The organism is Kaistia sp. SLG-1 (assembly GCF_059699055.1).
On the sequence record NZ_AP048544.1, the window covers coordinates 2,349,489 to 2,374,897 of the forward strand.

The 25,409-nt window shown below is 67.5% G+C and carries 20 protein-coding genes; 12 read left to right on the forward strand and 8 right to left on the reverse strand.

The annotated features are described in order from the left end of the window. The 8 genes from AC6HZP_RS10575 (at position 1) to AC6HZP_RS10610 (ending at position 9,344) form a co-directional block, all read left to right on the forward strand. Entirely contained in the window at positions 1-1,140 is a 1,140-nt protein-coding gene (locus AC6HZP_RS10575; protein ID WP_497526520.1) for a Re/Si-specific NAD(P)(+) transhydrogenase subunit alpha, read from the forward strand. Between the two features lie 147 nt (positions 1,141-1,287). Then, positions 1,288-1,611, forward strand: a complete 324-nt coding sequence (locus AC6HZP_RS10580; protein ID WP_201403520.1) for an NAD(P) transhydrogenase subunit alpha part 2 — start codon at positions 1,288-1,290, stop codon at positions 1,609-1,611. Further along, positions 1,608-2,996, forward strand: a complete 1,389-nt coding sequence (locus tag AC6HZP_RS10585) for an NAD(P)(+) transhydrogenase (Re/Si-specific) subunit beta (RefSeq protein ID WP_201403521.1) — start codon at positions 1,608-1,610, stop codon at positions 2,994-2,996. Before AC6HZP_RS10580 ends, AC6HZP_RS10585 begins: the two co-directional genes overlap by 4 nt. Positions 2,997-3,219: 223 nt before the next feature. Then, positions 3,220-5,586 (forward strand): xanthine dehydrogenase family protein molybdopterin-binding subunit, encoded by a 2,367-nt coding sequence (locus AC6HZP_RS10590; RefSeq protein ID WP_497526521.1) that lies wholly within the window; start codon positions 3,220-3,222, stop codon positions 5,584-5,586. After that, positions 5,583-6,422, forward strand: coding sequence for an FAD binding domain-containing protein (locus AC6HZP_RS10595; protein WP_497526522.1), 840 nt, complete (start codon positions 5,583-5,585; stop codon positions 6,420-6,422). Before AC6HZP_RS10590 ends, AC6HZP_RS10595 begins: the two co-directional genes overlap by 4 nt. Then, on the forward strand, positions 6,419-7,660 hold the full coding sequence (locus AC6HZP_RS10600) for a xanthine dehydrogenase family Fe-S subunit (protein WP_497526523.1): 1,242 nt from the start codon (positions 6,419-6,421) through the stop codon (positions 7,658-7,660). Before AC6HZP_RS10595 ends, AC6HZP_RS10600 begins: the two co-directional genes overlap by 4 nt. A gap of 228 nt (positions 7,661-7,888) precedes the next feature. After that, positions 7,889-8,653: a GntR family transcriptional regulator gene (locus tag AC6HZP_RS10605; RefSeq protein WP_497526524.1), complete on the forward strand. Its 765-nt coding sequence runs from the start codon at positions 7,889-7,891 to the stop codon at positions 8,651-8,653. 205 nt (positions 8,654-8,858) lie between these two features. Then, positions 8,859-9,344, forward strand: coding sequence for an Lrp/AsnC family transcriptional regulator (locus tag AC6HZP_RS10610; RefSeq protein ID WP_201403526.1), 486 nt, complete (start codon positions 8,859-8,861; stop codon positions 9,342-9,344). Positions 9,345-9,395: 51 nt separating this feature from the next. On the opposite strand, the gene AC6HZP_RS10615 is transcribed toward AC6HZP_RS10610, so the two are convergent. From AC6HZP_RS10615 to AC6HZP_RS10625, 3 genes are all read right to left on the reverse strand, one after another. Beyond that, positions 9,396-10,523: an ABC transporter substrate-binding protein gene (locus AC6HZP_RS10615; RefSeq protein ID WP_497526782.1), complete on the reverse strand. Its 1,128-nt coding sequence runs from the start codon at positions 10,521-10,523 to the stop codon at positions 9,396-9,398. Positions 10,524-10,915: 392 nt separating this feature from the next. Continuing rightward, positions 10,916-12,460 carry an L-piperidine-6-carboxylate dehydrogenase gene (gene amaB / locus AC6HZP_RS10620; RefSeq protein WP_497526525.1) on the reverse strand — a complete coding sequence of 515 codons (1,545 nt, stop codon included), beginning with the start codon at positions 12,458-12,460 and terminating at the stop codon, positions 10,916-10,918. Positions 12,461-12,497: 37 nt separating this feature from the next. Then, positions 12,498-13,781, reverse strand: a complete 1,284-nt coding sequence (locus AC6HZP_RS10625; RefSeq protein ID WP_497526526.1) for an NAD(P)/FAD-dependent oxidoreductase — start codon at positions 13,779-13,781, stop codon at positions 12,498-12,500. A gap of 194 nt (positions 13,782-13,975) precedes the next feature. Between AC6HZP_RS10625 and AC6HZP_RS10630 the strand changes: the two genes are divergently transcribed. Further along, on the forward strand, positions 13,976-14,992 hold the full coding sequence (locus tag AC6HZP_RS10630; protein WP_497526527.1) for a CorA family divalent cation transporter: 1,017 nt from the start codon (positions 13,976-13,978) through the stop codon (positions 14,990-14,992). Between the two features lie 95 nt (positions 14,993-15,087). Here the strand turns inward: AC6HZP_RS10630 and cydX are convergent, their stop codons facing one another. The 3 genes from cydX to AC6HZP_RS10645 are packed head-to-tail and all read right to left on the reverse strand — an operon-like array spanning position 15,088 to position 17,992. Continuing rightward, positions 15,088-15,219 (reverse strand): cytochrome bd-I oxidase subunit CydX, encoded by a 132-nt coding sequence (gene cydX, locus AC6HZP_RS10635; RefSeq protein ID WP_201403531.1) that lies wholly within the window; start codon positions 15,217-15,219, stop codon positions 15,088-15,090. Between the two features lie 16 nt (positions 15,220-15,235). Further along, positions 15,236-16,387 carry a cytochrome d ubiquinol oxidase subunit II gene (gene cydB / locus AC6HZP_RS10640; RefSeq protein ID WP_497526528.1) on the reverse strand — a complete coding sequence of 384 codons (1,152 nt, stop codon included), beginning with the start codon at positions 16,385-16,387 and terminating at the stop codon, positions 15,236-15,238. Positions 16,388-16,402: 15 nt separating this feature from the next. Then, positions 16,403-17,992 (reverse strand): cytochrome ubiquinol oxidase subunit I, encoded by a 1,590-nt coding sequence (locus tag AC6HZP_RS10645; RefSeq protein WP_497526529.1) that lies wholly within the window; start codon positions 17,990-17,992, stop codon positions 16,403-16,405. A gap of 148 nt (positions 17,993-18,140) precedes the next feature. Here AC6HZP_RS10645 and cydD point away from each other — a divergent pair, with 148 nt between their 5' ends. Together cydD and cydC are read left to right on the forward strand one after the other, a co-directional pair. Further along, positions 18,141-19,925 (forward strand): thiol reductant ABC exporter subunit CydD, encoded by a 1,785-nt coding sequence (gene cydD / locus AC6HZP_RS10650; protein WP_497526530.1) that lies wholly within the window; start codon positions 18,141-18,143, stop codon positions 19,923-19,925. Then, on the forward strand, positions 19,925-21,577 hold the full coding sequence (gene cydC / locus AC6HZP_RS10655; protein WP_497526531.1) for a thiol reductant ABC exporter subunit CydC: 1,653 nt from the start codon (positions 19,925-19,927) through the stop codon (positions 21,575-21,577). Before cydD ends, cydC begins: the two co-directional genes overlap by 1 nt. Positions 21,578-21,927: 350 nt before the next feature. Here cydC and AC6HZP_RS10660 read toward each other — a convergent pair whose 3' ends face one another. Beyond that, complete coding sequence (locus tag AC6HZP_RS10660) at positions 21,928-22,533, reverse strand: TetR/AcrR family transcriptional regulator (protein WP_201403535.1); 606 nt, start codon at positions 22,531-22,533, stop codon at positions 21,928-21,930. 110 nt (positions 22,534-22,643) lie between these two features. On the opposite strand from AC6HZP_RS10660, the gene AC6HZP_RS10665 reads away from it, so the two are divergent. Beyond that, positions 22,644-23,267 (forward strand): FMN-dependent NADH-azoreductase, encoded by a 624-nt coding sequence (locus AC6HZP_RS10665; RefSeq protein WP_497526532.1) that lies wholly within the window; start codon positions 22,644-22,646, stop codon positions 23,265-23,267. A gap of 102 nt (positions 23,268-23,369) precedes the next feature. Here AC6HZP_RS10665 and AC6HZP_RS10670 read toward each other — a convergent pair whose 3' ends face one another. Beyond that, positions 23,370-25,334, reverse strand: a complete 1,965-nt coding sequence (locus tag AC6HZP_RS10670) for an aq_1923 C-terminal domain (RefSeq protein WP_497526533.1) — start codon at positions 25,332-25,334, stop codon at positions 23,370-23,372. Positions 25,335-25,409 lie beyond the last annotated feature (75 nt).

Consider the following 25,409-nt stretch of genomic DNA (forward strand, 5'->3'; position numbering starts at 1 on the left):
ATGCATATTGCGGTTCTGTCCGATACGATGACCGACACGCGGGTGGCAGCCACCCCGGAGACGGTGAAGAAATACGAGACGCTGGGCGGGAAGGTCCTGGTACAGGGCGGCGCCGGACACGGCGCGGGCTTCTCCGATCAGGAGTTCGAGCGTGCCGGTGCCCGTGTCGCGCCCGACGCCGCCACGACGGTTCGCCATGCCGACATCGTGCTGTCGGTCAACCGGCCCTCGGCCGACGTCATCCGCGCCTGCAAGCCGGGCGCGATCGTCATCGCCACGATGGATCCGCATCGCCCGGCCGACTCGCTCGACGTCATGGCGAGCGCCGGCGTCTCGGCCTTCGCCATGGAGCTGATGCCGCGCATCACTCGCGCGCAGAGCATGGACGTACTGTCGAGCCAGGCCAATCTCGCCGGCTACCGCGCCGTGATCGACGCCTCTTCCGCCTATACCCGCTCGCTGCCGATGATGATGACAGCGGCGGGCACCGTTCCGGCCGCGCAGATCTTCATTATGGGCGCCGGCGTCGCCGGCCTGCAGGCGATCGCCACCGCGCGTCGCCTCGGCGCCGTGGTCACGGCGACCGATGTCCGCCCGGCCGCGCGCGAGCAGGTTGAATCGCTCGGCGCGAAATTCATCGCTGTCGAGGACGAGGAGTTCAAGAAGGCCGAGGCCGCCGGCGGCTACGCCAAGGAGATGTCGAAGGCCTACCAGGCCAAGCAGGCGGAGCTGGTCAGCGAGCATCTGCGCCGCCAGGACATCGTCATCACCACGGCTCTGATCCCCGGCCGCGCCGCGCCGATCCTGATCACCGCCGCGATGATCGAGCCGATGCGCGCCGGATCGGTGATCGTCGATCTCGCCGTCGAGCGCGGCGGCAATGTCGAGGGCGCCAAGGCGGGCGAGGTCGTGACCACGGCGAACGGCGTCAAGATCCTCGGCAATTCCAGCGTGCTGAAGGTCGCCGCCACCGCGTCGAACCTCTATGCGCGAAACCTCTATTCCTTCGTCTCGACGCTGGTCGACCAGCGCACGGCGGATCTCGCCGTCAACTGGGACGACGATCTGATCAAGAGCACCAATCTGACGCGGGGAGGGCAGATCGTGCACCCGGCCTTCGCCAACGCGCTCGCGAGCTGACGCGGCGCGCGCCGCCAGCGTCTAACGGACCTTTTCACATCGAGCACCGGGCGTCGTCGTCCGGCGCAGCCCCCGCGAGCCATCGCGGGGGAATGCCTTCCCTTGCGCCGCCGTCGCCGACGGTCGGCCATCCTCCGGAGGATCATCATGACGTCCACGGCCGTCATCCAGCTCTTCGTCTTCGTCCTCGCCGGCTTTGTCGGCTTCCAGGCCATCACCCGCGTGCCGCCGCTGCTGCACACGCCGCTGATGGCCGCGACCAATGCCATTTCCGGCATCTCGCTCGTCGCCTCGATCGTGCTCGCCGGCGCCAACCAGAGCGTGCTCAGCACCGTGCTCGGCACCATCGCGGTGGGCTGCGCCATGGCCAACGTCGTCGGCGGCTTCCTGATCACCGATCGCATGCTCGCCATGTTCGACAAGGCCAAGGCCGCCAAGCAGGAGGAGCGCGCGAGCGCTAGGGTCCATTGATCGACATTGTCATCCAGCTTTCCTACCTGCTGGCCTCGGTCCTCTTCATCTTCGCGCTGCGCTCGCTGAGCCGTCCCGATACGGCGCGGCGCGGCATGCAGCTCGCCGCCTTCGGCATGCTGATCGCCGTCGCGGCGACGCTGCTCCATGCCCGCATCGTCACCTATGAGTGGATCCTGATCGGCGCCGCCGTCGGCGCGCTGATCGGCTACCCGCTCGGCATGTGGGTGCCGATGACGGCCATGCCGCAGCGCATCGCCTTCAGCCACGCCTTTGGCGCGCTGGCCGCGACCCTCGTCGGCATCGGCGAATATGCGCATCTCTATCACGAGCAGAGCCTGACCCGCGGCGTCATGACGGCGCTCGGTTTCGAGGTGCTGCTCGGCGCGCTGACGGTGACGGGAAGCCTGATGGCCTTCGGCAAGCTGCAGGAGCTGCTGCCCGGCCGGCCGATCACCTTCCCCCTCCAGAACTACTTCAACCTGGCCCTCTTCGCCCTCGGCGTCGCCGGCTTGGTCTGGGTGGTGCTGTTCCCGTATGACGTCTGGGTCTTCGCGGCGATCTGCGCGATCGGCCTCATCGTCGGTATATTGATCGTCATGCCGATCGGCGGCGCCGACATGCCGGTGGTGGTCTCGCTGCTCAATGCCTATGCCGGCCTTGCCGCGGTAGCGACGGGCTTCGCCCTCGACAACAACGTGCTGATCGTCGTCGGCGCGCTGGACGGCGCCAGCGGCTTCATCCTCTCGGTCGCCATGAGCAAGGCGATGAACCGCTCCTTCGCCAACGTGCTGTTCGGCGCCTTCGGTTCGGCGGGCGGTCCCGACGAGGCCGCGGCTTCCGGAGCCTCCGGCGATATGACGGCGATCCAGGTCGACGACGCGGCGCTCCGCCTCGCCTTCGCCAACCGCGTCATCATCGTGCCGGGCTACGGCCTCGCCGTGGCGCAGGCGCAGCACCAGGCGCGCGAGCTGGTGGATCTGCTGGAGAAGCGCGGCGTCGACGTCCGCTTCGCCATCCATCCGGTCGCCGGCCGCATGCCGGGGCACATGAACGTCCTGCTGGCCGAGGCGGGCATCTCCTACGACAAGCTGATCGACATGGAGGACATCAACGAGCGCTTCGCCGGCACCGACGTCGCGCTCGTCGTCGGCGCCAACGACGTCGTCAATCCGGCGGCGCGCACCAACAAGAGCTCGCCGATCTACGGCATGCCGATCCTGAACGTCTCCGAGGCGACCAGCGTCATCGTGCTGAAGCGCGGCAAGGGCGCCGGCTTCTCCGGCGTCGAAAACGATCTCTTCGTGGCGCCAAAGACGTCTATGCTGTTCGGAGACGCGAAGCAGTCGTTGATGCAGCTGGGCGCCGAGGTCAAACTGGCCTAGCCCGCGCGAGCGGTGGCGCCGGCTCCGGCGCCACCAGCGGCTCTCCAGGCGAGAGCCGCCTCCCGTTCTCAGACCCGGCAAGCGGCCGGCATTCGGACGGCAGGCACAATAGTCTTGCTATCATTCCAAAAATAAGATGAGCTAGCGTTTGCGGACGGTCCGAGAGGACAGCCGCCGGCATCCGACCGCCGGCGCTGGGGGCCACCGCAACGGGAGGATCCAAATGAAGAAACAGGGTGTCGGCGCTTCCATGCTCCGCAAGGAGGACGACCGTTTCCTGCGCGGGCGCGGCCAGTATGTCGCCGACCTGCGGCTGCCGGGGATGAAGGACGTCGCCTTCGTGCGCTCGCCGCTGGCCCATGCCCGCATCGCCGGCGTCCGCGTTCCGGACGAGATGCGCGACCGGGTCTATGTCGCGGGCGACCTCGAGGGCGTGAAGCCGATCGTCGCCGTCTCGGGCCTCGCCGGCTTCAAGGTCTCCGAGCAGCCGGTTCTGGCCTATGAGAAGGTGCGCCAGGTCGGCGAGCTGATCGCCGTCTGCGTCGGCGCGACCCGGGCCGAGGCGGAGGATATCGCCGCGACCGTCGAGCTCGACCTCGACGAACTGCCGGCCCTGCACGACATGATCGAGGCCCGGAAGCCGGGCGCCGCGCTGGTGCATGAGCATTGGGGCGACAACGTCTTTCTCGAGACCTTCGTCGACGTCAACATGGAGGCGGCCTACGACGCCCCAATCAAGGTGACGCGCGAGATCTCGACCGCCCGCCAGTCGATGGCGCCGATGGAAGGGCGCGGCACCGTCGCCTATTGGGACAAGCGGCTGGAGCAGCTCGTGCTCCATACCGGCAGCCAGATGCCGCACATCGTCCGCACCGGGCTTGCCGAATGCCTCGGCCTCGACCAGGGCCAGGTCCGCATCGTCTCGCCGGATGTCGGCGGCGGCTTCGGCTACAAGGGCATCCTGCTGCCGGAGGACATCTGCCTCGCCTTCCTCGCCATGAAGCTCGACCATCCCGTCCGCTGGATCGAGGATCGCCGCGAGCATCTGACCGCCGGCGCGAATTGCCGCGAGCACCACTACGTCATCACCGGCTATGCCGACCGCGACGGCAAGCTGCGCGGCATCGAGTGCGAGGCGACCGTCGATTCCGGCGCTTACTCGTCCTATCCGTTCTCGGCCTGCCTGGAGGCGGCGCAGATCGCCAGCATCCTGCCGGGCCCGTATGATTTCCCGTCCTATCGCTGCCGGACCTGGTCGGTCTCGACCAACAAGTGCCCGATCCTGCCCTATCGCGGCGTGGCGCGGACCGGCGTCTGTTATGCGCTGGAGCTGGTGCTCGACGCCATCGCCCGCGAGGCGGGGATCGAGCCGCATGAGGTCAGGCTGAAGAACCTCGTCCAGCCGGAGCAGATGCCGTTCGACAACATCACCCGCAAGCATTTTGACTCAGGCGATTATCCCGAGGCGTTGAACCGGGCCATCGCGGCGATCGACCTCTCCGGCATCCGCGAGCGCCAGCGGCGCGGCGAGCCGGACGGGCGGCTGATCGGCATCGGCCATTCGATCTATTGCGAGCAGGGCGCGCATGGCACCTCGGTCTATGCCGGCTGGGGCATTCCCATGGTCCCCGGCCATGAGCAGGCAACGGCACGCATGACGCCGGATGGCGGCCTCGAACTCCGCGTCGGCGTGCATTCGCACGGCCAGAGCATGGAGACGACGCTGCCGCAGGTGGCGCACGAGATCCTCGGCATCGACATCGCCAGGATCAAGCTCGTACATGGCGACACCGAATACACTCCGTACTCGACCGGAAGCTGGGGCTCGCGCTGCGCCGTGATGGCCGGCGGCGCGGTCGCGACCGCGGCCCGCGAGGTCGCCGGCCTCGCCAAGGGCATCGGCGCACATCTGCTGCAGGCCGACGTCGCCGACGTGAAGCTGGTCGATGGCCATGTCGTCGGCCCGAATGGCAGCGTCAGCCTCGAGACGGTCGCCTACACCTGGTATCGCCGTCCGCAGGACCTGCCGGCCTCGGTCGATCCGCGCGGTCTGGAATCGACCATCGGCTTCAAGCCGGTGCGCGATTCCGGCACCTTCAGCTATGCCGCGCATGCCGTGGTCGTCGCCGTCGATCCCGAGATGGGCGACATCGAGATCCTCGACTACGTGATCGTCGAGGATGGCGGCCAGCTGATCAATCCGATGGTCGTCGATGGCCAGATCTATGGCGGCCTGGCGCAGGGCATCGGCACGGCGCTCTACGAGGAGATGAATTTCGACGCCTCGGGCCAGCCGCTCGCCTCGACCTTCGCCGATTATCTGCTGCCCGGCCCGACCGAGGTGCCGGCGCCACGGCTCGACCATATGGAGACGCTCGCGCCCTATACGGAGTTCGGCGTCAAGGGCATCGGCGAGGGCGGGGCGATCGCGCCGCCGGCGGCGATCGGCAACGCCGTCAACGATGCGCTCCGCCGCTTCGGCGCCGAGTTGCTGCACTCGCCGATGACGCCGCGCCGCGTGCTCGAGGCGATCCAGGCGGCCAAGACGACCAAGAAGGCCAGCCAGGTGAAGCAGGGGGAATTCGCGTGAAGCCGGTCAATTTCGACTATGCGCGGCCGGCCGATGTCGGAGCGGTGCTCGCGCTGCTCGCCGAGGACGGCCCGACCGTGAAGCTGATGGCGGGCGGCCAGTCGCTCGGCCCGATGCTCAACATGCGGCTGGTGCAGCCGGATCTCCTCGTCGACATCGCCGCGATCGACGAATTGAAGCAGGTGACGGACAAGGGCGATACGATCGTCTTCGGCGCGTGCATCACGCACGCCGATATCGAGGATCGCCGCGTGCCCGACGTGACGCATGGGGCGCTGCCCCGTGTCGCCAACGGCATCGCCTATCGCGCCGTGCGCAATCGCGGCACGGTCGGCGGCAGCCTGACCCACGCAGACCCGTCGGCCGACTGGATCTCCATGCTCTCGGCGATCGGCGCCCGCGTCACGCTGCGCGGGCCCTCCGGCGAGCGGACGATCGCCGTCGAGGACTACATGCTCGGCGCGCTCGAAGCCGATCTCCGGCAGGGCGAGATGCTCGTCTCGGTGACGGTGCCGAAGCTCGGCCGCTCGGCGCGCTGGGGCTACTACAAGAGCTGCCGCAAGACCGGGGAGTTCGCCCATGCGATCGGCGCGTTCCTGGCGGATCCGGATCGCGGCGTCAGCCGCGTCGTGATCGGCGCCACGGAAAGCCGGCCGATCGTCATCGCCGATGCGCGGCATCTCCTCGGCGACGGCACCGCCGCCCGGCTCGACCAGGCCTTCGACAGCGCCGCCGCCGAAGAGGCCGTCGCCGCCGCCGGCATGGACGACCCGATCGACCGCCAGACCCATGTCGTCGCGCTCCGTCGCGCCATCGAACGAGCCACTTCAGCATGAACACCGTCACCCTCAAGGTAAACGGCAAGCCGGCGCGCGCCGAGATCGAGCCGCGCATGCATCTCGCGGATTTCTTGCGCGACACCCAGAACCTGACCGGCACCCATATCGGCTGCGAGCACGGCGTCTGCGGCGCCTGCACGATCCTCGTCGACGGCGTGCCGACGCGCTCCTGCATCACCTTCGCGGTCGCCTGCGAGCAGGCCGACGTCACCACCGTCGAGGGGCTCGACGCGGACGAGGTCGCGACCGAGCTGCGCGCCGCCTTCACTAGGGAACACGGTCTTCAGTGCGGCTATTGCACGCCCGGCATGATCGTCTCGGCGCGCGACGTCGTGCTGCGCATGGATGATCCCACCGAGCACGAGATCCGCGTGGCGATGAGCGGCAATCTCTGCCGCTGCACCGGCTATGTCGGCATCGTCCGCGCCATCCAGGGGGTGATCTCGGCCCGCCGCGCGCGCGGGATCGCCGCCATCCCCGGCGGCGAGCACCGCACGACGCTCGGCCCGGCCGGATCCGGCCACGCCGCCGCGGCGACGCAGGCAGGCTCCGCCTCGACAAAACGTCCCGCGCTGACGGTCGCGAAATCCGAGGTGAGGGCGGAGACAAAGGCCGCCGCGCCGGCCCGGCAGGAGGCCGACTGGAAGCCGCAGACGACCTTCACCGAGAGCTTTGTCGTCGGCCATCCCGTCGAGGACGTCTGGGCGTTCTTCGACCGTATCGGCGAGGTCGCGTCCTGCCTGCCCGGAGCCTCGCTCGCCGGCGAGCCGGTCGATGGCCATGTCGAGGGCCAGATCCGCATCAAGGTCGGGCCCATCTCGGCCGAGTTCCAGGGTGTCGCCGATGTCAGCCGCGACGACGCGACCAAGACCGGCACGATCAACGGCGCCGGCAAGGACAAGCGCAGCAATTCCGCCACGCGCGGCCTGATCGGCTATGCCGTGAAGCCCGGCGACAAGCCGGGCGAGACGCGGGTCGACGTCAGCATCGGCTACACGCTGACCGGCGTGCTCGCGCAGTTCGGCCGCTCGGGGCTGGTGCAGGACGTCGCCGGACGGCTGATCGCCGCCTTCGTCCAGAATCTGGAGGCGAAGCTGGCGCATCAGGCCGGCGGCGGGGAGCCGGGCGCCTCGGCGCCGCCGGTGGTGACCGAACTCGACGCGGGCTCGCTCGTCTCCTCCGTCATCCTCGGCCGGCTGAAGCGCTTCTTTGCCGCGCTGTTCGGTCGTCGCTAACAGTCGCGCGCGGGCAGGGGAGGGAAGTTGCCCTCATCCGCATCGGTGGCGGCGACCTCAGGGGTTGCCGTAGGGGCCGGCTGGACGTATCGAGGTTGTGGGGATGATCGGACTCGCGCAAGCTTGCTTCGGTCCCGACAGCTCGCCGCTGCCGGGGGACCGATCGGTCTGCGCGGAAAGGTCGGGGTTGCGCTGGTAAAATAGGCCCATCTGCCGTATGTTGGTATTATGAGCAAACTCACTTCGATCTACGACCGCAGCCGCGTGCCTCTCTACATCCAGGTCGCGTCCGTGATGCGACAGCGCATCGACACGGGCCACTGGGTGGAAGGCGACAAGATCTCGACGCTGGAAGAGCTGGAGCAGGAGTTCGCGGTCGCCCGCGTCACCATCCGCCAGGCGATCGAACTTCTGCGCGAGGAAGGCCTCCTCAACGCCCAGCAGGGTCGCGGGACCTTCGTGTCCGGCAAGCCGAAGCACAATCGCTGGCTCAATCTCGCCAATGATTTCGACACAATGGTCTCGTCGATCAAGGACAATGTGCTGAAGCGCGTCCATATCGAGGAGATCGCCGCCAATCCGGATCTTTCGGAAGGCGAGGGCACCCTCGCCGACAGCTACGTCTTCCTGCGCAGCGTCCAGTACAACGACAACGAGCCGTTCTCGGTGGTCAACCTGCACCTGGCCCGGTCGATCTTCGACAAGGGCGGCAAGCAGTTCATGAGCGTGGCGGCGCTGCCGAAGATCGTCGAGATGGCGGATGTCACGATCGCCCACGCCCATCAGACCCTGACCATCGGCGTCGCCAGCCCGGAGACGGCCGACCTGCTCAAGATCGGCCTCGGCGAACCGACGGCGGATTGCCGGCTCGTGCTGGTCGACGACAACGGCATCGCGATCTACGTAGCCGATATCCACTATCACAAGAACTGCTTCGCGCTCCGGAACGATCTTCTCGAGCGAAGCGGCCCGCGCCGGGGCGGCGCCAAGTAGGCCCGCCCGCTTCGCTGGATTTCTGGCGATCTTGTCTTTCGAAAAATTCCAGCGAACCGCCATGCGCACGGCCGATGAACCGTCGCGCGTGTCCGATTATCCTTCCCGTCTCGATATCGGTGTGAGCAATTCTGTTGCGGCTGTGACGGGATCTGCGCTCTAATCGAGGCCGTTGCATGAAGCGTTCTTGCGTGGAGCCCCAGTCTTGCAAAGTGATTCCTCCGCCAGCGGGCTCGATCGCTTCGACCTGGCCATTCTCGAAATCCTGCAACGCGACAACACCACACCGCAGCGGCTGATCGGCGAGCAGGTGCATCTCTCCGCCGCCGCCGTGCACCGGCGCATCCGCCGCATGGAGGCGGAGGGCGTCATCGCCGCCAACATCGCCAGCGTCGATCCCGCGCGCGTCGGCCGCCCGATCACCATCGTGGTGGAGGTGCATGTCGAGAGCGAGCGCATGGGCCTGCTCGACGACGCCAAGAAGGCCTTCTCGGAGGCGCCCGAGGTGCAGCAATGCTACTACGTCACCGGCGACGCGGATTTCGTGCTGATCATCACGGTCGCCAGCATGGGCGAATATGAGGCGCTGACCCGCCGACTGTTCTTCCAGAACCACAATGTGAAGCGCTTCCGCACGCTGGTCGTGATGGACCGGATCAAGACCAGCCTCGCTGTGCCGACCGGGGCGTGAACGAAAAAGGCCCCGGCGCAGGTCCGGGGCCTTCAAGAGTTGGTTTAGACCTCAGTGGGCGAGGGTGACCTTGCCGTCGACGATCTTCACCAGCGTGCCGTTCGCCATGTACTGGCCGCTCTCGCGACCCTCGGGCCCGTCCTTGACGAAGGTGACGGTGCCGTTCAGCGTCGGCACCGAAATCTGCCAGAACGCCTCGCGGATCGCCTTCGGATCGGCGGCGCCGGCCTTCTCGATCGCCGCCTTGATGACGTGGATGCCGTCATAGCCGCGATAGCTCTCGGTCAGGCCCGCGCTGCCATGGCCCTGCTTGGCCCAGGCGTCGATGAAGGCCTTGGCCTGGTCCGGATGCGGGGTCTTGTCCGGCTCCCACGGCGCGAAGAACACCATGTGCATCGTGTTGTTGGCGGCGGAGCCGGCCTGCTCGATCAGCTGGTCCGGGTTCTGCGATCCGCCGGTGGTGATGATGCGCTTGGTGATGCCGAGGGCCGCCGCCTGCTTCAGCACCAGCGTCAGCTGCTCGACGGCGGTGGTGACGATGATGGTGTCGGAGTCAGACGCCTTGATCTTGGAGAGCTGGGCGCTCATGTCCTGCGCCGACTGGTCCATGATCTCGGAGAGGCTGACGTCGACGCCGTTCTCCTTGAACATCGCCGTGAAGTCGGTGATCGTCCCGCGGCCCCAATCGTTGTTGATGGCCAGGAAGTCGACCTTCTTGATGCCGAGATCCGGCAGCAGCGTCTTGAACAGCGCCGCCTCGACGAAGGAGGGCGGCGAGATGCGGAAGATGTAGGGATTGCCCTGCTTGGTGATCTTGCTCGACGACGACGTCTCGACCAGCATCGGCACTTCGTACTGCATCAGCTTCGGCATCGCGGCGAGCGTCAGGCTGGAGCCCCAGGCGCCCATCATCACCGGCACCTTGTCGCGCTCGATCAGCTTCTCGGCGACAGCGGCGGCCTCGGTCGGGTTGCTCTTGTTGTCCTCGATCACGAGCTCGATCGGGTTGCCGAGCACGCCGCCGGCGGCGTTGATCTGCTCCACGGCGATCTTGGCGCCGTCGACGATATAGGTTCCGGAGGCCGCGAACGGCCCCGTGAGCGGCTGGTTGACGCCGATCTTGATCGCGTCCGCCGATGAAAGCCCCGTCGTCGCCATGAGCATCGAAAGGGCCAGCATCGTGATCGAAGTTCTTGCCTTGAGCATTCGTTCTCCTCCCGTCGGGTTGGGCCGCACGCTTCTGCACGCCCGCGACGACGCCGTACCACCGAGGCGGCCTGGTACAGCGTTCCTCATCGTCGATGGAGCAGGCCACCCTTGTTCCAAAGTTGCCTGACGCATTGGTGCTATCTTGCTGTCTTTAGGATGTTATCGCAAGGGAAATATAGGACCAATTTTCGCGTTGGTCCGCTCGTCCGAACGCGCGGTTTCCGGACGATTTCCGGATCGGGACGAAGGGCTGGAAGATCAATCGGTTGCCGCGAAATCCTGCATGGGCGCGACCGGGCGAGCCCCGTCGCGAGCCCGGTCATGGGCCGGGCTCGTCGGGGTAGGATCGGCTTCGGAAGTCGTCAGGCGACGTCGAACTGGACGCCTTGCGCCAGCGGCAGCGTCTTGCCGAAATTGATCGTGTTGGTGGCGCGGCGCATATAGGCCTTCCAGGCGTCGGAGCCGGATTCCCGGCCGCCGCCGGTCTCCTTCTCGCCGCCGAACGCGCCGCCGATCTCGGCGCCGGACGGGCCGATATTGACGTTGGCGATGCCGCAATCGGAGCCGCGCGACGAGAGGAAGGTCTCTGCCTCGCGCAGGTCGTTGGTGAAGATCGACGAGGAGAGGCCCTGCGGCACGGCGTTGTGCAGGCGAAGCGCCTCGTCGAAATCGGAATAGCGCAGGACATAGAGGATCGGCGCGAAGGTCTCCTGCTCGACCGGGCCGGTCTGCGCCGGCATCTCAACGATGGCGGGTCGCACGTAATAGGCGGCGGGCGCGGCCGCCGCGTCGACGCGATCGCCGCCCGTCACCGTGCCGCCGGCGGCCCTCGCGGCGCCGAGCGCCCGCTGCATGCCCTCGAAGGCGCGGGCGTCGATCAGCGGGCCGACCAGCGTGCCGGCCTCCAGCGGGTTGCCGATTTTGACCGAGCCATAGGCCTGCTTCAGGCGCGACACGAGGGCATCGTAGATGCTGTCATGAACGAAGAGGCGACGCAGCGTGGTGCAGCGTTGGCCGGCCGTGCCCATGGCGGCGAAGGCGACGCCGCGCAAGGTCAGGTCGAGATCGGCCGAGGGGCAGACGATGGCGGCGTTGTTGCCGCCGAGCTCCAGGATGGCGCGGGCGAAGCGGCCGGCGAGGCGCGGGCCGACGGCGCTGCCCATGGCGGTCGAGCCGGTCGCCGAGACGAGCGGTACGCGCGGATGGTCGACCAGAGCCTCGCCGACGGCGCGGCCGCCGATCAGGACGGTCGCGAGGCCGTCCGGCAGCGTGCCGCCTTCGGCGACGAAGCGTTTTGCCGCGCGGTTGAACAGGGCCGTCGTCGCCAGCGCCGTCAGCGGCGTCTTTTCGGACGGCTTCCACACGACGCTGTTGCCGCAGACGAGCGCCAGCGCCGCATTCCACGACCAGACCGCGACGGGGAAATTGAAGGCGGAGATCACGCCGGTGACGCCGAGCGGATGCCAGGTCTCCATCATCCGGTGATCGCTGCGCTCGGTGGCGATGGTGAGGCCATAGAGCTGGCGCGACAGGCCGACGGCGAAATCGCAGATGTCGATCATCTCCTGTACCTCGCCGAGGCCTTCCGAGACGATCTTGCCGGCCTCGATCGAGACCAGCCGGCCGAGGGCCGCCTTGTGCTCGCGGAGCTCCTCGCCGAGCAGGCGGATCAGTTCGCCGCGCTTCGGCGCCGGCACGCTGCGCCAGGCGAGGAAGGCCGCATGCGCCGCCTCAATGGCGCGGTTCGCCGCGGCTTCGTCGGTCTCGACGAGACGGGCCAGCTCCTCGCCGGTAACAGGCGAATGGACGGCGAGCGTGCCGCCGGAGCGTACCGATGCGGGAACGCCGATCTCGGCGAGAAGGGTGTCGACCTCGGCCTTGAGGCTGTTCTTGATGGCGATGGTCATGCTCTTCCTTCCTCGAAATCCGGGTCTCGACTGCGTTTCAAAGCCGGGCGTCGGCCAGATGGGCGATCTGCGACCCCACTTCGTAATAGGCTTCCTTGAGACGGCGCAAGCGCGCCGCGCTGGCATCGGTGACGGGAAGCGGCAGCGCCTCCTCCGGGATCCGGCCCGCGATATGCCCGGCGAGGATTTGCCCGAACACGGTGCCGGGCGCGATGCCGCGTCCATTGTAGCCCGAGAAGGCGATCACGTTGGGGGCGAGCTTGTGGAAGCGCGGCAGGCAATTGTCCGTCATGCCGATCTGGCCGTACCACTCGGCCTCGAAGGCGATTTCGCCGATCTGCGGGAAGATTTTGGCGAGCGCCCGCTTGGCCCAGGCGCGGTGGATCGGCGCGCCGCTGCCGCGCAGCGCCCCGACGCTGCCGAAGACGAGCCGGCCGGCCCGGTCGAAGCGGAAGGAGCTCAGCACCTCGCGGGTATCCCAGGCGCCCTGCCGCCCCGGCAGGATCGTGCTCCGGAGATCCGCGTCGAGCGGCACGGTGGCGAAGTTGAAATAGGGCAGGTGGATCTGCTCGGCGCGGATCTCGGGCCAGGGCATGCTCGTATAGGCGTCGGTCGCGACGACCACCCACCCGGCCGTGACGCTGCCGCCCGCCGTTGCCACGCGCCAGCCGCCGGCCGCTCTTTCCGCCGAGACCACCGGGCTTCGCACATGGATGCGCGCGCCGTGATCGAGCGCGGCGCGGGCGAGGCCGCGCGCGTAGGCGAGCGGCTGGATCGTCCCGGCGCGAAGGTCGAGCAGCGATCCGGCATAGGCATGGCTGCCGGTCGTTTCCGCCGTCTCGGCGGCGTCGAGCAGGCGGACCGGCGCGCCGCGGGCAAGCCATTGCCCCGCCCGCTGCCGGATCTCCGCCAGCCCCTTCGCCCCGACGGCGCAATGCAGCGTTCCCTGTGTCTCCAGCTCGCATTCGATGCCATGCGCCCGGACCAGCTCGAAAACCTGTCGCGGCGCGTCGCCGAGCAGCTCGAGCAGGCGGTCGCCAGGCTCGCGGCCGAGCGTCGCCGGCACGTCGTCAGGCATCACCCACATGCCGGCATTGACCAGCCCGACATTGCGCCCCGACCCGCCGAAGCCGATCTCGACGCCCTCGAGCAGCACGACATCGAGGCCGTCGCGAGCGGCATGCAGGGCGGTCGACAGGCCGGTATAGCCGCCGCCGATCACCACGACGTCGGCCGTGCGGTCGCCGGCGAGAGGCGTCAAAGGCGGGGCAGGCGGCGCCGTGCGCTCCCAGAGACCGTGCGATCGTGGATCGTTCTGCATGAGCCCGTCCCGGCGGATGTTCACCTTCCGTAAGGCGATCATGGCTGCCGCCCGCGTCGGCGACAATGGAATTCCACGACCCGCGCGCGGCCTGTCATCGTTCTGTCATATGAACTGTCGCATGTGGTGCCGCCGCGCGGCGGCATGTCGAAATTCCTGCTCGACCGGCAAGCGATGCGATGATCAATCCGGCAATGCCTGCTGAAGCTTCTGCGCTGTCCCGACCCGTCTCGGGTGTGATCTGGGCCTATCGTTTCGATGCCGGCGGCGGCGCGCGCGCCATCGCGCTGGACGAGACGATCGCGCCGAGCGATCCGGCCGATGGTTTTGTCTGGGTGCATATCGATTTCGTCGATCGTCTGGCGCGCGACTGGATCGCCGGGGTCGGTTGGCTGAGCGGCGATGCGCGTCGCCTGCTGCTCTCCGTCGACGATCATCCGACGCTCGATTTCGACAAGCACGCCGTCTGGGGCCGCTTCTCCGACACGCTGCAGGAGCATCCGGGCGAGGATTCCGACCGGACGGTGCCGATGCGCTTCGCCTTTGGTCCGGGCTATCTGGTCTCCGGCCGGCGGCATCCCGTGCGCGCCGCGGCGCTGGCGCGAAGCAAGATCCAGAGCGGCCAGCCCGTCTCAGGTCCCGTCGCGCTGTTCGAGCTGATGATCGAGCAGGTGCTGCGTGCCATGGCGGAGACCCTTCGTGCGCTGCGGATGGAGGCGGATTCGATCGAGGACCGCGTGCTCGACGAGCGGCTGCACGACGAGTCGCGCCGGCTCGGGCCGCTGCGGCGGACGGCGGTCAAGCTGCACCGTCAGCTGTCGGGCTTCCGCAGCATCCTGCGCGAGTTTCCCGAGGACGACGACGACGAGGACGAGCAGAGCCACCAGGCCGCCTCCGCGGCGGCGGAACGGCTCCTGCGCCGCATCGAGACGCTCGATCAGGAAGTCCAGGAAGTGCAGGACCGCGCGCGCTTCCTGCAGGACGAGATCGCGGCGAAGCTCGCCAACATCAGCAACCGCCACCTCTATGTGCTCTCGATCATGACGGCGCTCTTGATGCCGCCGACGCTGGTGACCGGCTTTTTCGGCATGAACACCGGCGGCCTGCCGTTCCTCGACGGCTCCACTGGCTGGATCGGCGCCTCCGTCATCGGCGTCGTCGCCTCCGGCTTCACGCTTCTGCTGCTGCGCCGGCTCGGCTTCTTCGACTAGGGCGGCGGATCCGAGGCCCCCAAACGAAAACGACCGCCCGGGATCGTCGGATCCGTCGGGCGGTCGTTCTGTTTTGCGCCGGGCGCTGGTCTAGATCAGCGATCCTTGCTCGGCGTGATGCCGAGGCGGCCCTTCAGGCGGTCGTCACGCAGCTCGTACCACATGGCGTTCAGGATGCCGAAGGCGCAGGCGAGGCTGAGGCCGAGGATCCAGGAGAAATACCACATTGCTGAAATCCTCCGCTCAGTAGGCGTTCGGGTTCTTGTCCATCGTCACCGCCGTCACCTTGCCGCGCATGACGCGGTAGATGAAGGCCGTGTAGATCAGGATGATCGGCAGGAAGAAGCAGGTCGACAGCAGCATCACCCAGAGCGTCAGCTTCGACGAGGACGCGTCCCAGATCGTGAGGCCGTTGCTCGGATCGACCGAGGACGGCAGCAGGAAGGGGAACAGCGACACGCCGGCCGTGGCGATGATGCCGAAGATGGCCGCGCCCGAGGTGATGAAGGTGAGCGCCGGCTTCCTGACGGTGAAGCCGACGAGCGCCAGCAGCGCGCCCGCGAAGCCGAGGATCGGCGCGATCATCATCCACGGATACTTCGTGTAGTTGGCGAGCCACGCGCCGTTCTCGACCGACACCGTCTTGCCGAGCGGGTTGGAAGGCCCGAGCGGGTCGATGACGCTGGTCAGCACATGGCCGCCGATGCCATAGGCGGTCCAGACGCCGGCAAGCGCGAACAGCACGATGACGGCGAGCGCCGCCAGCCGTCCGTAGCTGCGGGCGCGATCGGCGATGACGCCCTCGGTCTTCCACGTCAGCAGCGCCGCGCCATGCATGATCAGCATGGAGAGGCTGACGAGGCCGGCGAGAAGCGCGTAGGGCGTCAGCAGCTGGAAGAAGTTGCCGCGCCAGAACGTCCGGAGCGTGTCGTCGAACTCGAACGGCACGCCGAGCAGCACGTTGCCGACGGCGACGCCGAGGATCAGCGCCGGAATGACGCCGGCGATGCAGAGCACGATGTCCCAGGTCGAGCGCCAGCCGGGATCGCCGATCTTGCTCCGGTACTTGAAGCCGACCGGGCGCAGGATGAGGGCGACCAGGATCACCATCATCGCCAGGTAGAAGCCGGAGAAGGACACGGCGTAGAGCATCGGGAAGGCGGCGAAGATGGCGCCGCCGCCGAGGATCAGCCAGACTTGGTTACCTTCCCAGACCGGCCCGACGACGTTGATCACGACGCGGCGTTCCTCGTCCGTCTTGGCGACGAACGGCAGGAGGGCGCCGATGCCGAGATCGAAGCCGTCCATCACGGCGAAGCCGATCAAAAGCACGCCGAGCAGGAGCCACCAGATGAGGCGGAGCGTTTCGTAGTCGACTGGTACAATGTCATTCATGATAACCCCCGCGGATCAGAGCTTGGGGCCGGCGGCGGCCGGGATCGGCAGCACGTCGGGACCTGCGACGGCCGGCTGCAGCGGATCATGCTCCAGCGGGCCCTTCTTGATCGTCTTCACCATCAGGATCACTTCGATCACGGCCAGCACGCTGTAGATCAGAAGGAAGATCGACAGGCTGATGACGAGATCGGTGAACGTCAGGCCGGATGCCGCATAGAAGGTCGGCAGCACGCCTTCGATCGCCCAGGGCTGACGGCCATATTCGGCAAGCAGCCAGCCGGCTTCGATCGCCACCCAGGGAAGCGGCAGGCTGAACAGCGCCAGCCACAGCGTCCAGCGCTGCTCGCCGAGCTTGTGCCGCGAGGCGATGTAGAAGGCGGCGGCGAAGAAGGCGATGAAGTAGAAGCCAAGACCCACCATCAGGCGGAAGCTCCAGAACATGACGGGCACGTTCGGGATGGTCGAGGCGGCGGCCTTGGTGATGTCCGCGTCCGTCGCGTTTTCGACGTCGGGGCGGATCTGCTTGACCAGGAGGCCGTAGCCGAGGTTCGGCCACTTCTCGCTGAACACCTCGCGAGCCTGGGTGTCGCCCGGATTGGCGCGGACGACCTGCAGGGCCTTGTAGGCCTCGATGCCGTCGCGGATCCGGTCCTTGGCCGTCTCGACCAGGTTGACGATGCCGGGCAGTTCCTTCGTCAGCGAACGCGTGCCGATGACGCCGAGCAGGTAGGGGACGCTGATGGAGAAGCTGTTCTCCTGCTTCTCCATGTTCGGGAAGGCGATGAGGTTGAGCGCGGCCGGAGCCGGCTCCGTGTGCCACATGCTCTCCATCGCGGCGACCTTCATCTTCTGGTTTTCCGTCGTCACGTAGCCGCTCTCGTCACCGAGCACGACGACGGACAGCGCCGAGGCGAGGCCGAAGCTGGCCGCGACCGCCATCGAGCGCTTGGCGAACTCCAGGTGCCGGCCCTTGAGCAGGTACCAGGCGCTGACCGCCATGACGAACATGGAGCCGGTGACGTAGCCGGCGCTGACCGTATGGACGAACTTCGCCTGCGCGACCGGGTTGAACAGCACCGCCATGAAGTCGGTGACTTCCATGCGCATCGTGTCGGGATTGAAGACCGCGCCGACGGGATGCTGCATCCAGCCGTTGGCGATCAGGATCCAGAGCGCCGAGAAGTTGGCGCCGAAGGCGACCAGCCAGGTGACGCAAAGGTGTCCGACCTTCGACATCCGGTCCCAGCCGAAGAAGAACAGGCCGATGAAGGATGCTTCGAGGAAGAAAGCCATCAGCCCTTCGAGCGCCAGCGGCGCGCCGAAGATGTCGCCCACGTAGTGGCTGTAATAGGACCAGTTCATGCCGAACTGGAATTCCATGACGACACCCGTCGCCACACCCATGGCGAAGTTGATGCCGAAGCAGGTTCCCCAGAAGAGGGTCATGCGGCGCCAGATCTCGCGGCCCGTCATAACATAGACGCTCTCCATGATCGCCATCAGGAAGGAGAGCCCGAGCGTCAGGGGAACGAAGAGAAAATGATACATAGCCGTGGCCGCAAATTGCAGCCTCGACAGCGTAACGACATCGATATCAATCATGGCCTATACCTTTTGAGTCGCCAGGCTTTCACAGCTAGGGTTCCATAAGGCTCCGAACATTGAGCGAAATCAATGCAGCGAGATCACGCGTGCGGTGGATTGGCACAGGGGCCGCACGGATACCGGCCAACACTATAAGCTTGGCCACATGAACACTGTCGAATCCAGGCGCGACTCCGCGCCCGCCCGCCCGTCCTCCCGTGAAATCCGGTGGCTGAGGGAGCGGGGACGTGTCGGCAAACGTGCGCTCGGCATCGCGATTCTCGTGCCGCTTGTGAGCGCCTGCCTGACGGTGACGCAGGCTTACTGGCTTGCAACCATCCTCCATCGCGCCATCGTCGACCACGTCGAGATGGCGACGCAGATGCCCGCGCTCGCCGGTCTCGCCGGCCTCGTCGCCGCCCGCGCCGCGCTCGCCTGGATCGGCGAATGGGCCGGAATTCGCGCCGCCGAAGACGTCAAGCAGGCGATCCGGCGCGATCTTTTCGCGAATTTGATGCGCCGAGGGCCCGATTGGATGCGTCAGCGTGCCTCAGGAGAGCTCGCGAGCCAGATTCTCGACCAGGTCGAGGCCCTTGACGGCTATTTCGCCCGATTCGTTCCGGCGATGATCGCCGCCGCCGTCGTGCCGATCGCCTTCGCCATCGGGCTGATGCCGGTCGATCTCGTCGTCGGCATCGTGCTCCTCGTCACCGCGCCGCTCATCCCCGTCTTCATGGCGCTGGCCGGCTGGGGCGCCGAGGCGGCGAGCCGCCAGCATCTGACCGCGCTCGCCCGGCTTTCCGGCATGTTCGCCGACCGCATTCGCGGCCTCGTCGTGCTGAAGCTGTTCGGCCGCGCCGAGGACGAGATCGTCCGCGTCCGCGCGGCGAGCGACGAGTTCGCCAGCCGCACGCTCGCCGTGCTCCGAATCGCCTTCCTGTCGTCGGCCGTGCTGGAGTTCTTCGCGGCCCTCGGCGTCGCCGGCGTCGCGCTCTATGTCGGCCTCACCTATCTCGACATGCTCAACCTGCGCGGCAGCGAGCTCGGCCTGCAGGCGGGCTTGTTCTGCCTGCTGATGGCGCCCGAGGTCTACATGCCGCTGCGCACGCTCGCGGCGCACTATCACGACCGAGCCAACGCCAAGGCGGCGGTCGCCAGCATCGAGGCGGCCTTCGGCAGCCTGCCGGAGGTCGCGCCCGCGACGGAGGCAAAGGGCGCGCCCTGGCCGGGCGAGGGCGGCGCCGTCCCCGTCCGGGCCCGGCATCTCACCGTCGATACGCCGGAGCGCGACACGATCCTTGCCGATACGAGCCTCGATATCGCGGCCGGCGAGAGCGTCGCGCTGCTCGGGCCGAGCGGTATCGGCAAGTCGACGCTGATCGAGGTGCTGGCGCGGCTACGCAGCCATCAGGGCTCCGTCGAGATCGGCGGCGTCGCGCTTGAAGCGCTGGACGAAACGGCATTCCGCCGGCATGTCGCCGTGCTCGGCCAGCGGCCGCGCCTGTTCCACGGCACGATCGAGAGCAACATCCGGCTCGGCCGGCCGGGCGCCACCGATGTCGAGGTCCGGCTCGCGGCGACACGCGCCTCAGTCCTCGATTTCGCTGAGCGTCTCCCGGACGGTCTCGCGACGCCGATCGGCGAGCGGGGCAGGGGCCTCTCCGGCGGCGAGGCGCAGCGCGTGGCGCTCGCTCGCATCTTCCTGCGTGATCCGGCGCTGGTGCTCCTCGACGAGCCGACCGCCCATCTCGACACCGAGACCGAGGCGCGGGTGATGGACGAAATCCTCGCTTTCGCCGCCGGCCGCACCCTCCTGATCGCGACCCACTCCATGGCAGTAGCCGAGCGGATGAATGCGATCTGCGAGATCGACGATCGCAAGCGCATCGTCCGTCGCGCGCGTGCCCCCGGCCGCGCCGCTCCCGCCATCCAGCTCGACGGGGTGGCGTGATGCGTCTTCTCTTCAGTCTCTTCGCGGCACGCTCGGGCGGTCTTCTGCTGGCGCTTGCGCTCTCCTGCATGACGCTCGCGGCCGGCGTCGCCCTGTTCGGCGTCTCCGGCTGGTTCCTGACCGGCGCGGCGCTCGCCGCCTCGGCGATGACCTTCGATCTGTTCGCCCCCTCGGCGATGGTGCGCGGCTTCTCGTTCCTGCGCATCCTCTCGCGCTATGGCGAGCGCCTCTCCGGACACGCGACGACCTTCAAGATCCTGTCGGATATCCGCGTACGCATCTTCTCGCGGCTGATCCCGCTGGTGCCGCTCAAGGCGGCTGCCCACCGCACCGGCGATTTCGTCGCCCGGCTGACGGCGGATGTCGAGACGCTCGACATGATGTTCCTGCAGGTCGTCGCCCCGGTCGCGACCGCGATCCTCGGCGCGCTCGGCCTTGGGATCTTCCTCGCCCTCGTCCTGCCGGACGCGCTGCCGGTGGCGCTGATCGGCTTCGGGCTGACGGCGCTGCTCCTGCCGTCGCTGATCGTGATCGCGGGCCGGAATACGGGCGCAGCGACCGTCCGAACGGCGGCGGACCTCCGCGTCGCCGTGCTCGACGGCATCGACGGTCATGCCGATCTCGTCGCGCTCGGCGCGGTCGGGGAAGCCACCCGCGCCGTCGACGATGCCGCCGCCGTTATGCGTCGTGCCCGCCTGCGCCAGTCTCTGCTGATCGCCTGCGGCCCGGCTTTCGTCACGCTCGGCTCCGGCGCGACGCTGATCGGCACGCTCTGGATCGGCTTGCAGGTTCTCGCCGAAGGCCGTGTCAGCGGGCCGGCCATGGTCGGCGTTCTGCTCGCGGTCACCGCCATCTTCGAAGTCGCAGGCCCGATCCTGCGCGGCGCGGGCAAGCTGGGCGCCGCCAGCGCCGCGGCGCGGCGGGTGCAGTCGCTGGTCGACATGCCGCCGGCGATCCGCGATCCCGAACGCCCGGTGGCGATGCCGGCCTCCGGCGGGATCCGCTTCGAGAAGGTCGGCTTCACCTATGGCCGCGACCACGATGTCCTGTCCGGGCTCGATCTCACCGTCGAAGAGGGCGAGCGCATCGCCATCCTCGGCGAGAGCGGCACCGGCAAGTCGACGCTGCTCAGCCTTCTGCTGCGGCTCGCCGATGTCGAGGCCGGGCGGATCCTCGTCGACGGCGTCGATATCCGCGCTGTCCGCCAGGCGGACCTGCACGCGCATATTGCACTCCTGACGCAGGAAGCGCCCGTCTTCATCGGCACGATCCGCGACAATCTCCAAATCGCCGACCCCTCGGCCGATGATGCCGCCCTCTATGCGGTTCTGGAAAAGGCGCGGCTCGACGCCTTCGTGCGCGGCCTGCCGCGCGGGCTCGATACCTGGCTGGGGGAGGCGGGCGAGACGCTGTCGGCCGGCCAGGCGCGCCGCCTCTGCCTGGCGCGCACGCTGCTGTCGCCGGCGAAGGTATTGCTGCTCGACGAGCCGACCGCCGGCCTCGACCGCGCGACGGAAGTGGCGTTCCTCGTCGATCTCCTCGCGGTGACGACCGGCCGCACGCTGATCCTCGCCACCCACGCGGCGCTGCCGGAAGGCGCGGTCGACCGGGTTTACAGGCTGGAAAACGGCACGCTGACGCTGGCTGGGTAGGTCGGGTCAACGAAGTGAAGGGCCCGAATACCGATCATCATCCTGAGGTGCTTCGCGTCAGCGAAGCCTCGAAGGAGGGTCCAGCGGGGCACCGAAGTTTGCCGACTAAGTCCGGCGAAATTCTCTCGCGGTCTTCATCAGGCGCGTGTCCCCTGGACCCTCCTTCGAGGCCCAGCGTTGCCGGGCACCTCAGGATGATGGTCGAGATTTGGAAATGCGGTCTGGGAGAATGGTCTCGGCGATCGATCGCCGACCTCCGCCAGCATCATGCGCTTGGATCGACGCGCACGAGGATCGTCCCAGCATCCGCCCCACCCATCGGGAAGATGGGCGTCGCAGACTGAACCAGCCTACCGCTTATGCGAGGCGATGATGCCGGCGGCGAGCGTTGCGAGATCGGCGCCCGTGCCGTGGCCGACATTCTGCCAGGCGACGCGCGAGCCCTCGATCAGCAGGAACAGCTGATCGGCGAGTAGCTCCGGCTCGGCGAGATCGGAGGCGCGGCAGAGGCGGATCAGGTTGTCGCGGTGCCGGCGCGTATTCTCCTCGATCACCTTGCGGCCGGGATGGTTCGGATCGGTGATCTGCACCGCCGCCTTGGCCAGGGCGCAGCCGCTCTCATTGTCGGGCTCGGCATGCCGGGCGAACCGCCCCAACCAGGCGTTGATCTGGGCCAGCGGCTCGCCGGGATGCTCCGCCTCGATCTCGCACCAGATCGCCGAGGACTCGGCCACCAGGCCGCGCAGATATTCGGCGACCAGCAGATCCTTCGATTCGAAATGCCGGTAGAGCGTCATCTTGTTGGTGCCGGCCGTCTCGGCGATCGTCTCGACGCCGACGCCGTGCACGCCATGCCGCGCGAACAGCTCCCGCGCCGCGACGAGGATGCGCTCGCGCGGCGGCGTCGCCTTCGCAGCGCCCAGGTGAACAGTCTGTTCAGCGGTTTTCAAATCCATCCCAATTGACTCGATGTTACCCAGTAGTAACATTTGCTAATGTTACTCAACGGTATCGGCGGCTCCCCCCGGGTCTCGGCCGGCTCCGTAACATAGTGAAGGAAAGACCGATGACCAATATCCTTTTCGTAACGTCCAGCCCGCGTGGCGACGCTTCGCACTCCAGCAAGGTGGCCGAGCGCGTGCTCACCGACCTCGTCGCCCACAGCCCGAACGCGACTGTCGTCCGCCGGGACCTGGCGCGCGATCCGCTGCCGCATATCAACGAGGCCTATCTCGGCGCCGTGTTCACCCCGGCCGAAGCCCGCAATGAAGAGCAGCAGGCGATCGCCGCGCTCTCCGACAAGCTGATCGACGAGCTGTTCGCCGCCGACATCATCGTCATCGCCTCGTCGATGATCAACTTCTCGATCTCCTCGACGCTGAAGACCTGGGTCGACTATGTCGCGCGCGCCGGCCGCACCTTCTCCTATGTCGATGGCAAGCCGGTCGGTCTCGTGACGGGCAAGCGCCTCGTGCTGGTCGAGTCGAAGGGCGGCGTCTATTCCGAGGGCCCGGCCAATCAGTTCGACTTCCAGCTGCCCTATCTCCGCGCCGTCTTCTCGTTCCTCGGCCTGAGCGATATCGAAGCGATCACGGTCGAGGGCGTCGCCTTTGGTCCGGAGCATGCGGCGAAGGCCGTCGCCGCCGCCGAGGCCAAGGCCTCCGAGACGGCGCGCACGCTCGCCGCCTGATCGGCCGGCAATGCCTGGTCTCCCGTAGGAACGGGTTCCCCATAAGAAAACGGCCGGATCTCGCGATCCGGCCGTTTTTTGTTACGGGGTGGTCTTGTGCCGTTACGGGGTGGTCTTGATCTCGACCTGGAGCAGGTCGGGCAGCTTCTGCGGCGCGTTCTCCGCCGTGTCGATCAGCTGCGTCACCGGCACCGGCGTCGCCGGCGCGGCGATGAGCGTCAGCGTGCCCGGCGCCTTCAGGAACGCCTGCAGGGCCGGGGCGAGCTTCGCCTGGAAGCCCGGGTTCTTCAGCGCGATCAGGAACAGCGGCAGCGCGCCGGCGATCTGCTGGCGGAACTTGTCCGGCTCGACGTTCATCTTCTTCGCCTGCATGCCGATGGCGCGCTCGACGATCGACTTGTCCTCGATCGCAAGCTGGCCGCGCGCGAAGAGCAGCGACGGGAGCACGGCCTCGAGCCGCTTCGGATCCTCGATCGCGGCCCGCGACAGGCCGGTCAGGGTGGCGTCCAGCGTCACCGTCGCCATGTCCTTGAGGGCGAGGCGGAACGTGTCGATCTTCACGCTCTCGTCGGCCTCGCGCCAGGAGATCTTCAGGCCGTAATCGGCGATCAGGCGGTCATAGCCGAGACCCTTGATCATCTCGCGCGCCCGGCGATCGTCGATCTGCGACAGGTCGAGGTCGAGCCCGCGGACGTCGGTCGCGATGCTGGTGGGAACCGGGCCGATATAGCCGCTGAGATCCGTGCGGGCGCGATCGACGGAGCCGAGCTTCTTGCCGCCCTGCGTGACGTCGAGATTGACCGCCTCGGCGAAGCCGAAGGTCGGAAGGAGCGGCAGCGGATTGACCTCGATGCCGCGCTCGCTGGCGTAGATCGACTGAACCACCGCGTCGGGATCAGGGAACTTGAAGCCGCCGATCGCCAGGCGCTCGGCGCCGATCGAGCCCTTGTCCTGGATCGCCGCGTCGAGGTCGGCGATGCCGATCTCGCCGATGCCGTCGCTGGACAGGTCGAGGATGTGGAAGTCGCCGAGGTGGAAGCGCTCAACCTCGGGGGCCGAGACGTCGAGGTCGTTGAGACGCAGGGCGCCGACGCCGGCGAAGCTCAGCAGGCCGGCGATGTTGTCGCGTGCGACCCGGGCCATCTCGTCCTCGGACATCTCCGGATTGGCGATGATGGAGTCGATGAAGCCGGTGAAGCTCCGCTTCGGCTGGCGGACGCGGAGATTCTCCGCCTCGAACGAGCCGACGCGGATCGCGGCGCCGGGGACGTCGATGGCGAAGTTGCGGTAGGTTTCGAGGCCGAGCACGTCGCGCCACTTGCCGTCGCCGACGCCGCCGACATAGCGATCGGGATCGAACACGTCGATCATCGCGTCGAGGTCGTATTTGTGCGCCTCGATCTTGTCGACCTTGAAGGTCACCAGCCCATCCGGAGACGGCATTTCCTGCAGCACCGGACCGAGCGTGACGCGCTCGATCTTGCCGTTGGCCATGCCCTTCAGCTCGTAGCTGCCATAGGAGGCGCGCGAGGTCTGGCCTTCGGCCTTCTGGGTCGATTCCACCTGGCCGATGCGGATGCTGTCGATCGAGGTCTTGGCCGCGATCGCCAGGCCCCTCACGGCGGAGGTGAAGGCGTGGGCCGGATCGAAGACGAAATTGGCGAAGCTCGGCACGGCGAGATTCTCGACGCGGATATCGCGGAGGTTCATGTCGGCGATGTCGCCGATCACGATCTTGCTGTCGTCGGCGCGAAGCTCGAGCGCCTTGAAGCCGTCCGAGGCTTCGGAATAGCCGGTCACGCCGATCGTGCCGAAGCTGATCTCGATCTTGGTCGCCAGCGTCTCGCTGCGGATGGTCAGGTTGCGGACCGTCGCGGTGCGCTGGCTCGCGTCATAGGAGAGCTCGGCATAGCCGGCGACCCAGTTGGGCGAGGCGTCGAGCGCGGCGATCCAGCTGCGGATTGCCGTTTCCGCCGGCTCCTCGGCAAGGGCGGGCAGCGAGGCCGTCATCGCGGCGGCGCTGACGCTGACGGCGAAAAGACGGAGGCGTAGCGACGGACGACTCATAGCAGGGCTCCATGGCGGCTGGGCGTTCGCGCGATTTCGGCGTTGCCCTCTCGAAGGCGGTCTTTCCGGCAGGGG

What these genes read in the sequence shown, in the direction of transcription:
- AC6HZP_RS10575 (WP_497526520.1), top strand. Translation starts at nt 1, where the DNA reads ATGCATATTGCGGTTCTGTCCGATACGATGACCGACACGCGGGTGGCA.
- AC6HZP_RS10580 (WP_201403520.1), top strand. Translation starts at nt 1,288, where the DNA reads ATGACGTCCACGGCCGTCATCCAGCTCTTCGTCTTCGTCCTCGCCGGC.
- AC6HZP_RS10590 (WP_497526521.1), top strand. Translation starts at nt 3,220, where the DNA reads ATGAAGAAACAGGGTGTCGGCGCTTCCATGCTCCGCAAGGAGGACGAC.
- AC6HZP_RS10600 (WP_497526523.1), top strand. Translation starts at nt 6,419, where the DNA reads ATGAACACCGTCACCCTCAAGGTAAACGGCAAGCCGGCGCGCGCCGAG.
- AC6HZP_RS10605 (WP_497526524.1), top strand. Translation starts at nt 7,889, where the DNA reads ATGAGCAAACTCACTTCGATCTACGACCGCAGCCGCGTGCCTCTCTAC.
- AC6HZP_RS10615 (WP_497526782.1), bottom strand. Translation starts at nt 10,523, where the DNA reads ATGCTGGCCCTTTCGATGCTCATGGCGACGACGGGGCTTTCATCGGCG.
- amaB (WP_497526525.1), bottom strand. Translation starts at nt 12,460, where the DNA reads ATGACCATCGCCATCAAGAACAGCCTCAAGGCCGAGGTCGACACCCTT.
- AC6HZP_RS10625 (WP_497526526.1), bottom strand. Translation starts at nt 13,781, where the DNA reads ATGCAGAACGATCCACGATCGCACGGTCTCTGGGAGCGCACGGCGCCG.
- AC6HZP_RS10630 (WP_497526527.1), top strand. Translation starts at nt 13,976, where the DNA reads ATGCCTGCTGAAGCTTCTGCGCTGTCCCGACCCGTCTCGGGTGTGATC.
- cydX (WP_201403531.1), bottom strand. Translation starts at nt 15,219, where the DNA reads ATGTGGTATTTCTCCTGGATCCTCGGCCTCAGCCTCGCCTGCGCCTTC.
- cydB (WP_497526528.1), bottom strand. Translation starts at nt 16,387, where the DNA reads ATGAATGACATTGTACCAGTCGACTACGAAACGCTCCGCCTCATCTGG.
- AC6HZP_RS10645 (WP_497526529.1), bottom strand. Translation starts at nt 17,992, where the DNA reads ATGATTGATATCGATGTCGTTACGCTGTCGAGGCTGCAATTTGCGGCC.
- cydD (WP_497526530.1), top strand. Translation starts at nt 18,141, where the DNA reads ATGAACACTGTCGAATCCAGGCGCGACTCCGCGCCCGCCCGCCCGTCC.
- cydC (WP_497526531.1), top strand. Translation starts at nt 19,925, where the DNA reads ATGCGTCTTCTCTTCAGTCTCTTCGCGGCACGCTCGGGCGGTCTTCTG.
- AC6HZP_RS10660 (WP_201403535.1), bottom strand. Translation starts at nt 22,533, where the DNA reads ATGGATTTGAAAACCGCTGAACAGACTGTTCACCTGGGCGCTGCGAAG.
- AC6HZP_RS10665 (WP_497526532.1), top strand. Translation starts at nt 22,644, where the DNA reads ATGACCAATATCCTTTTCGTAACGTCCAGCCCGCGTGGCGACGCTTCG.
- AC6HZP_RS10670 (WP_497526533.1), bottom strand. Translation starts at nt 25,334, where the DNA reads ATGAGTCGTCCGTCGCTACGCCTCCGTCTTTTCGCCGTCAGCGTCAGC.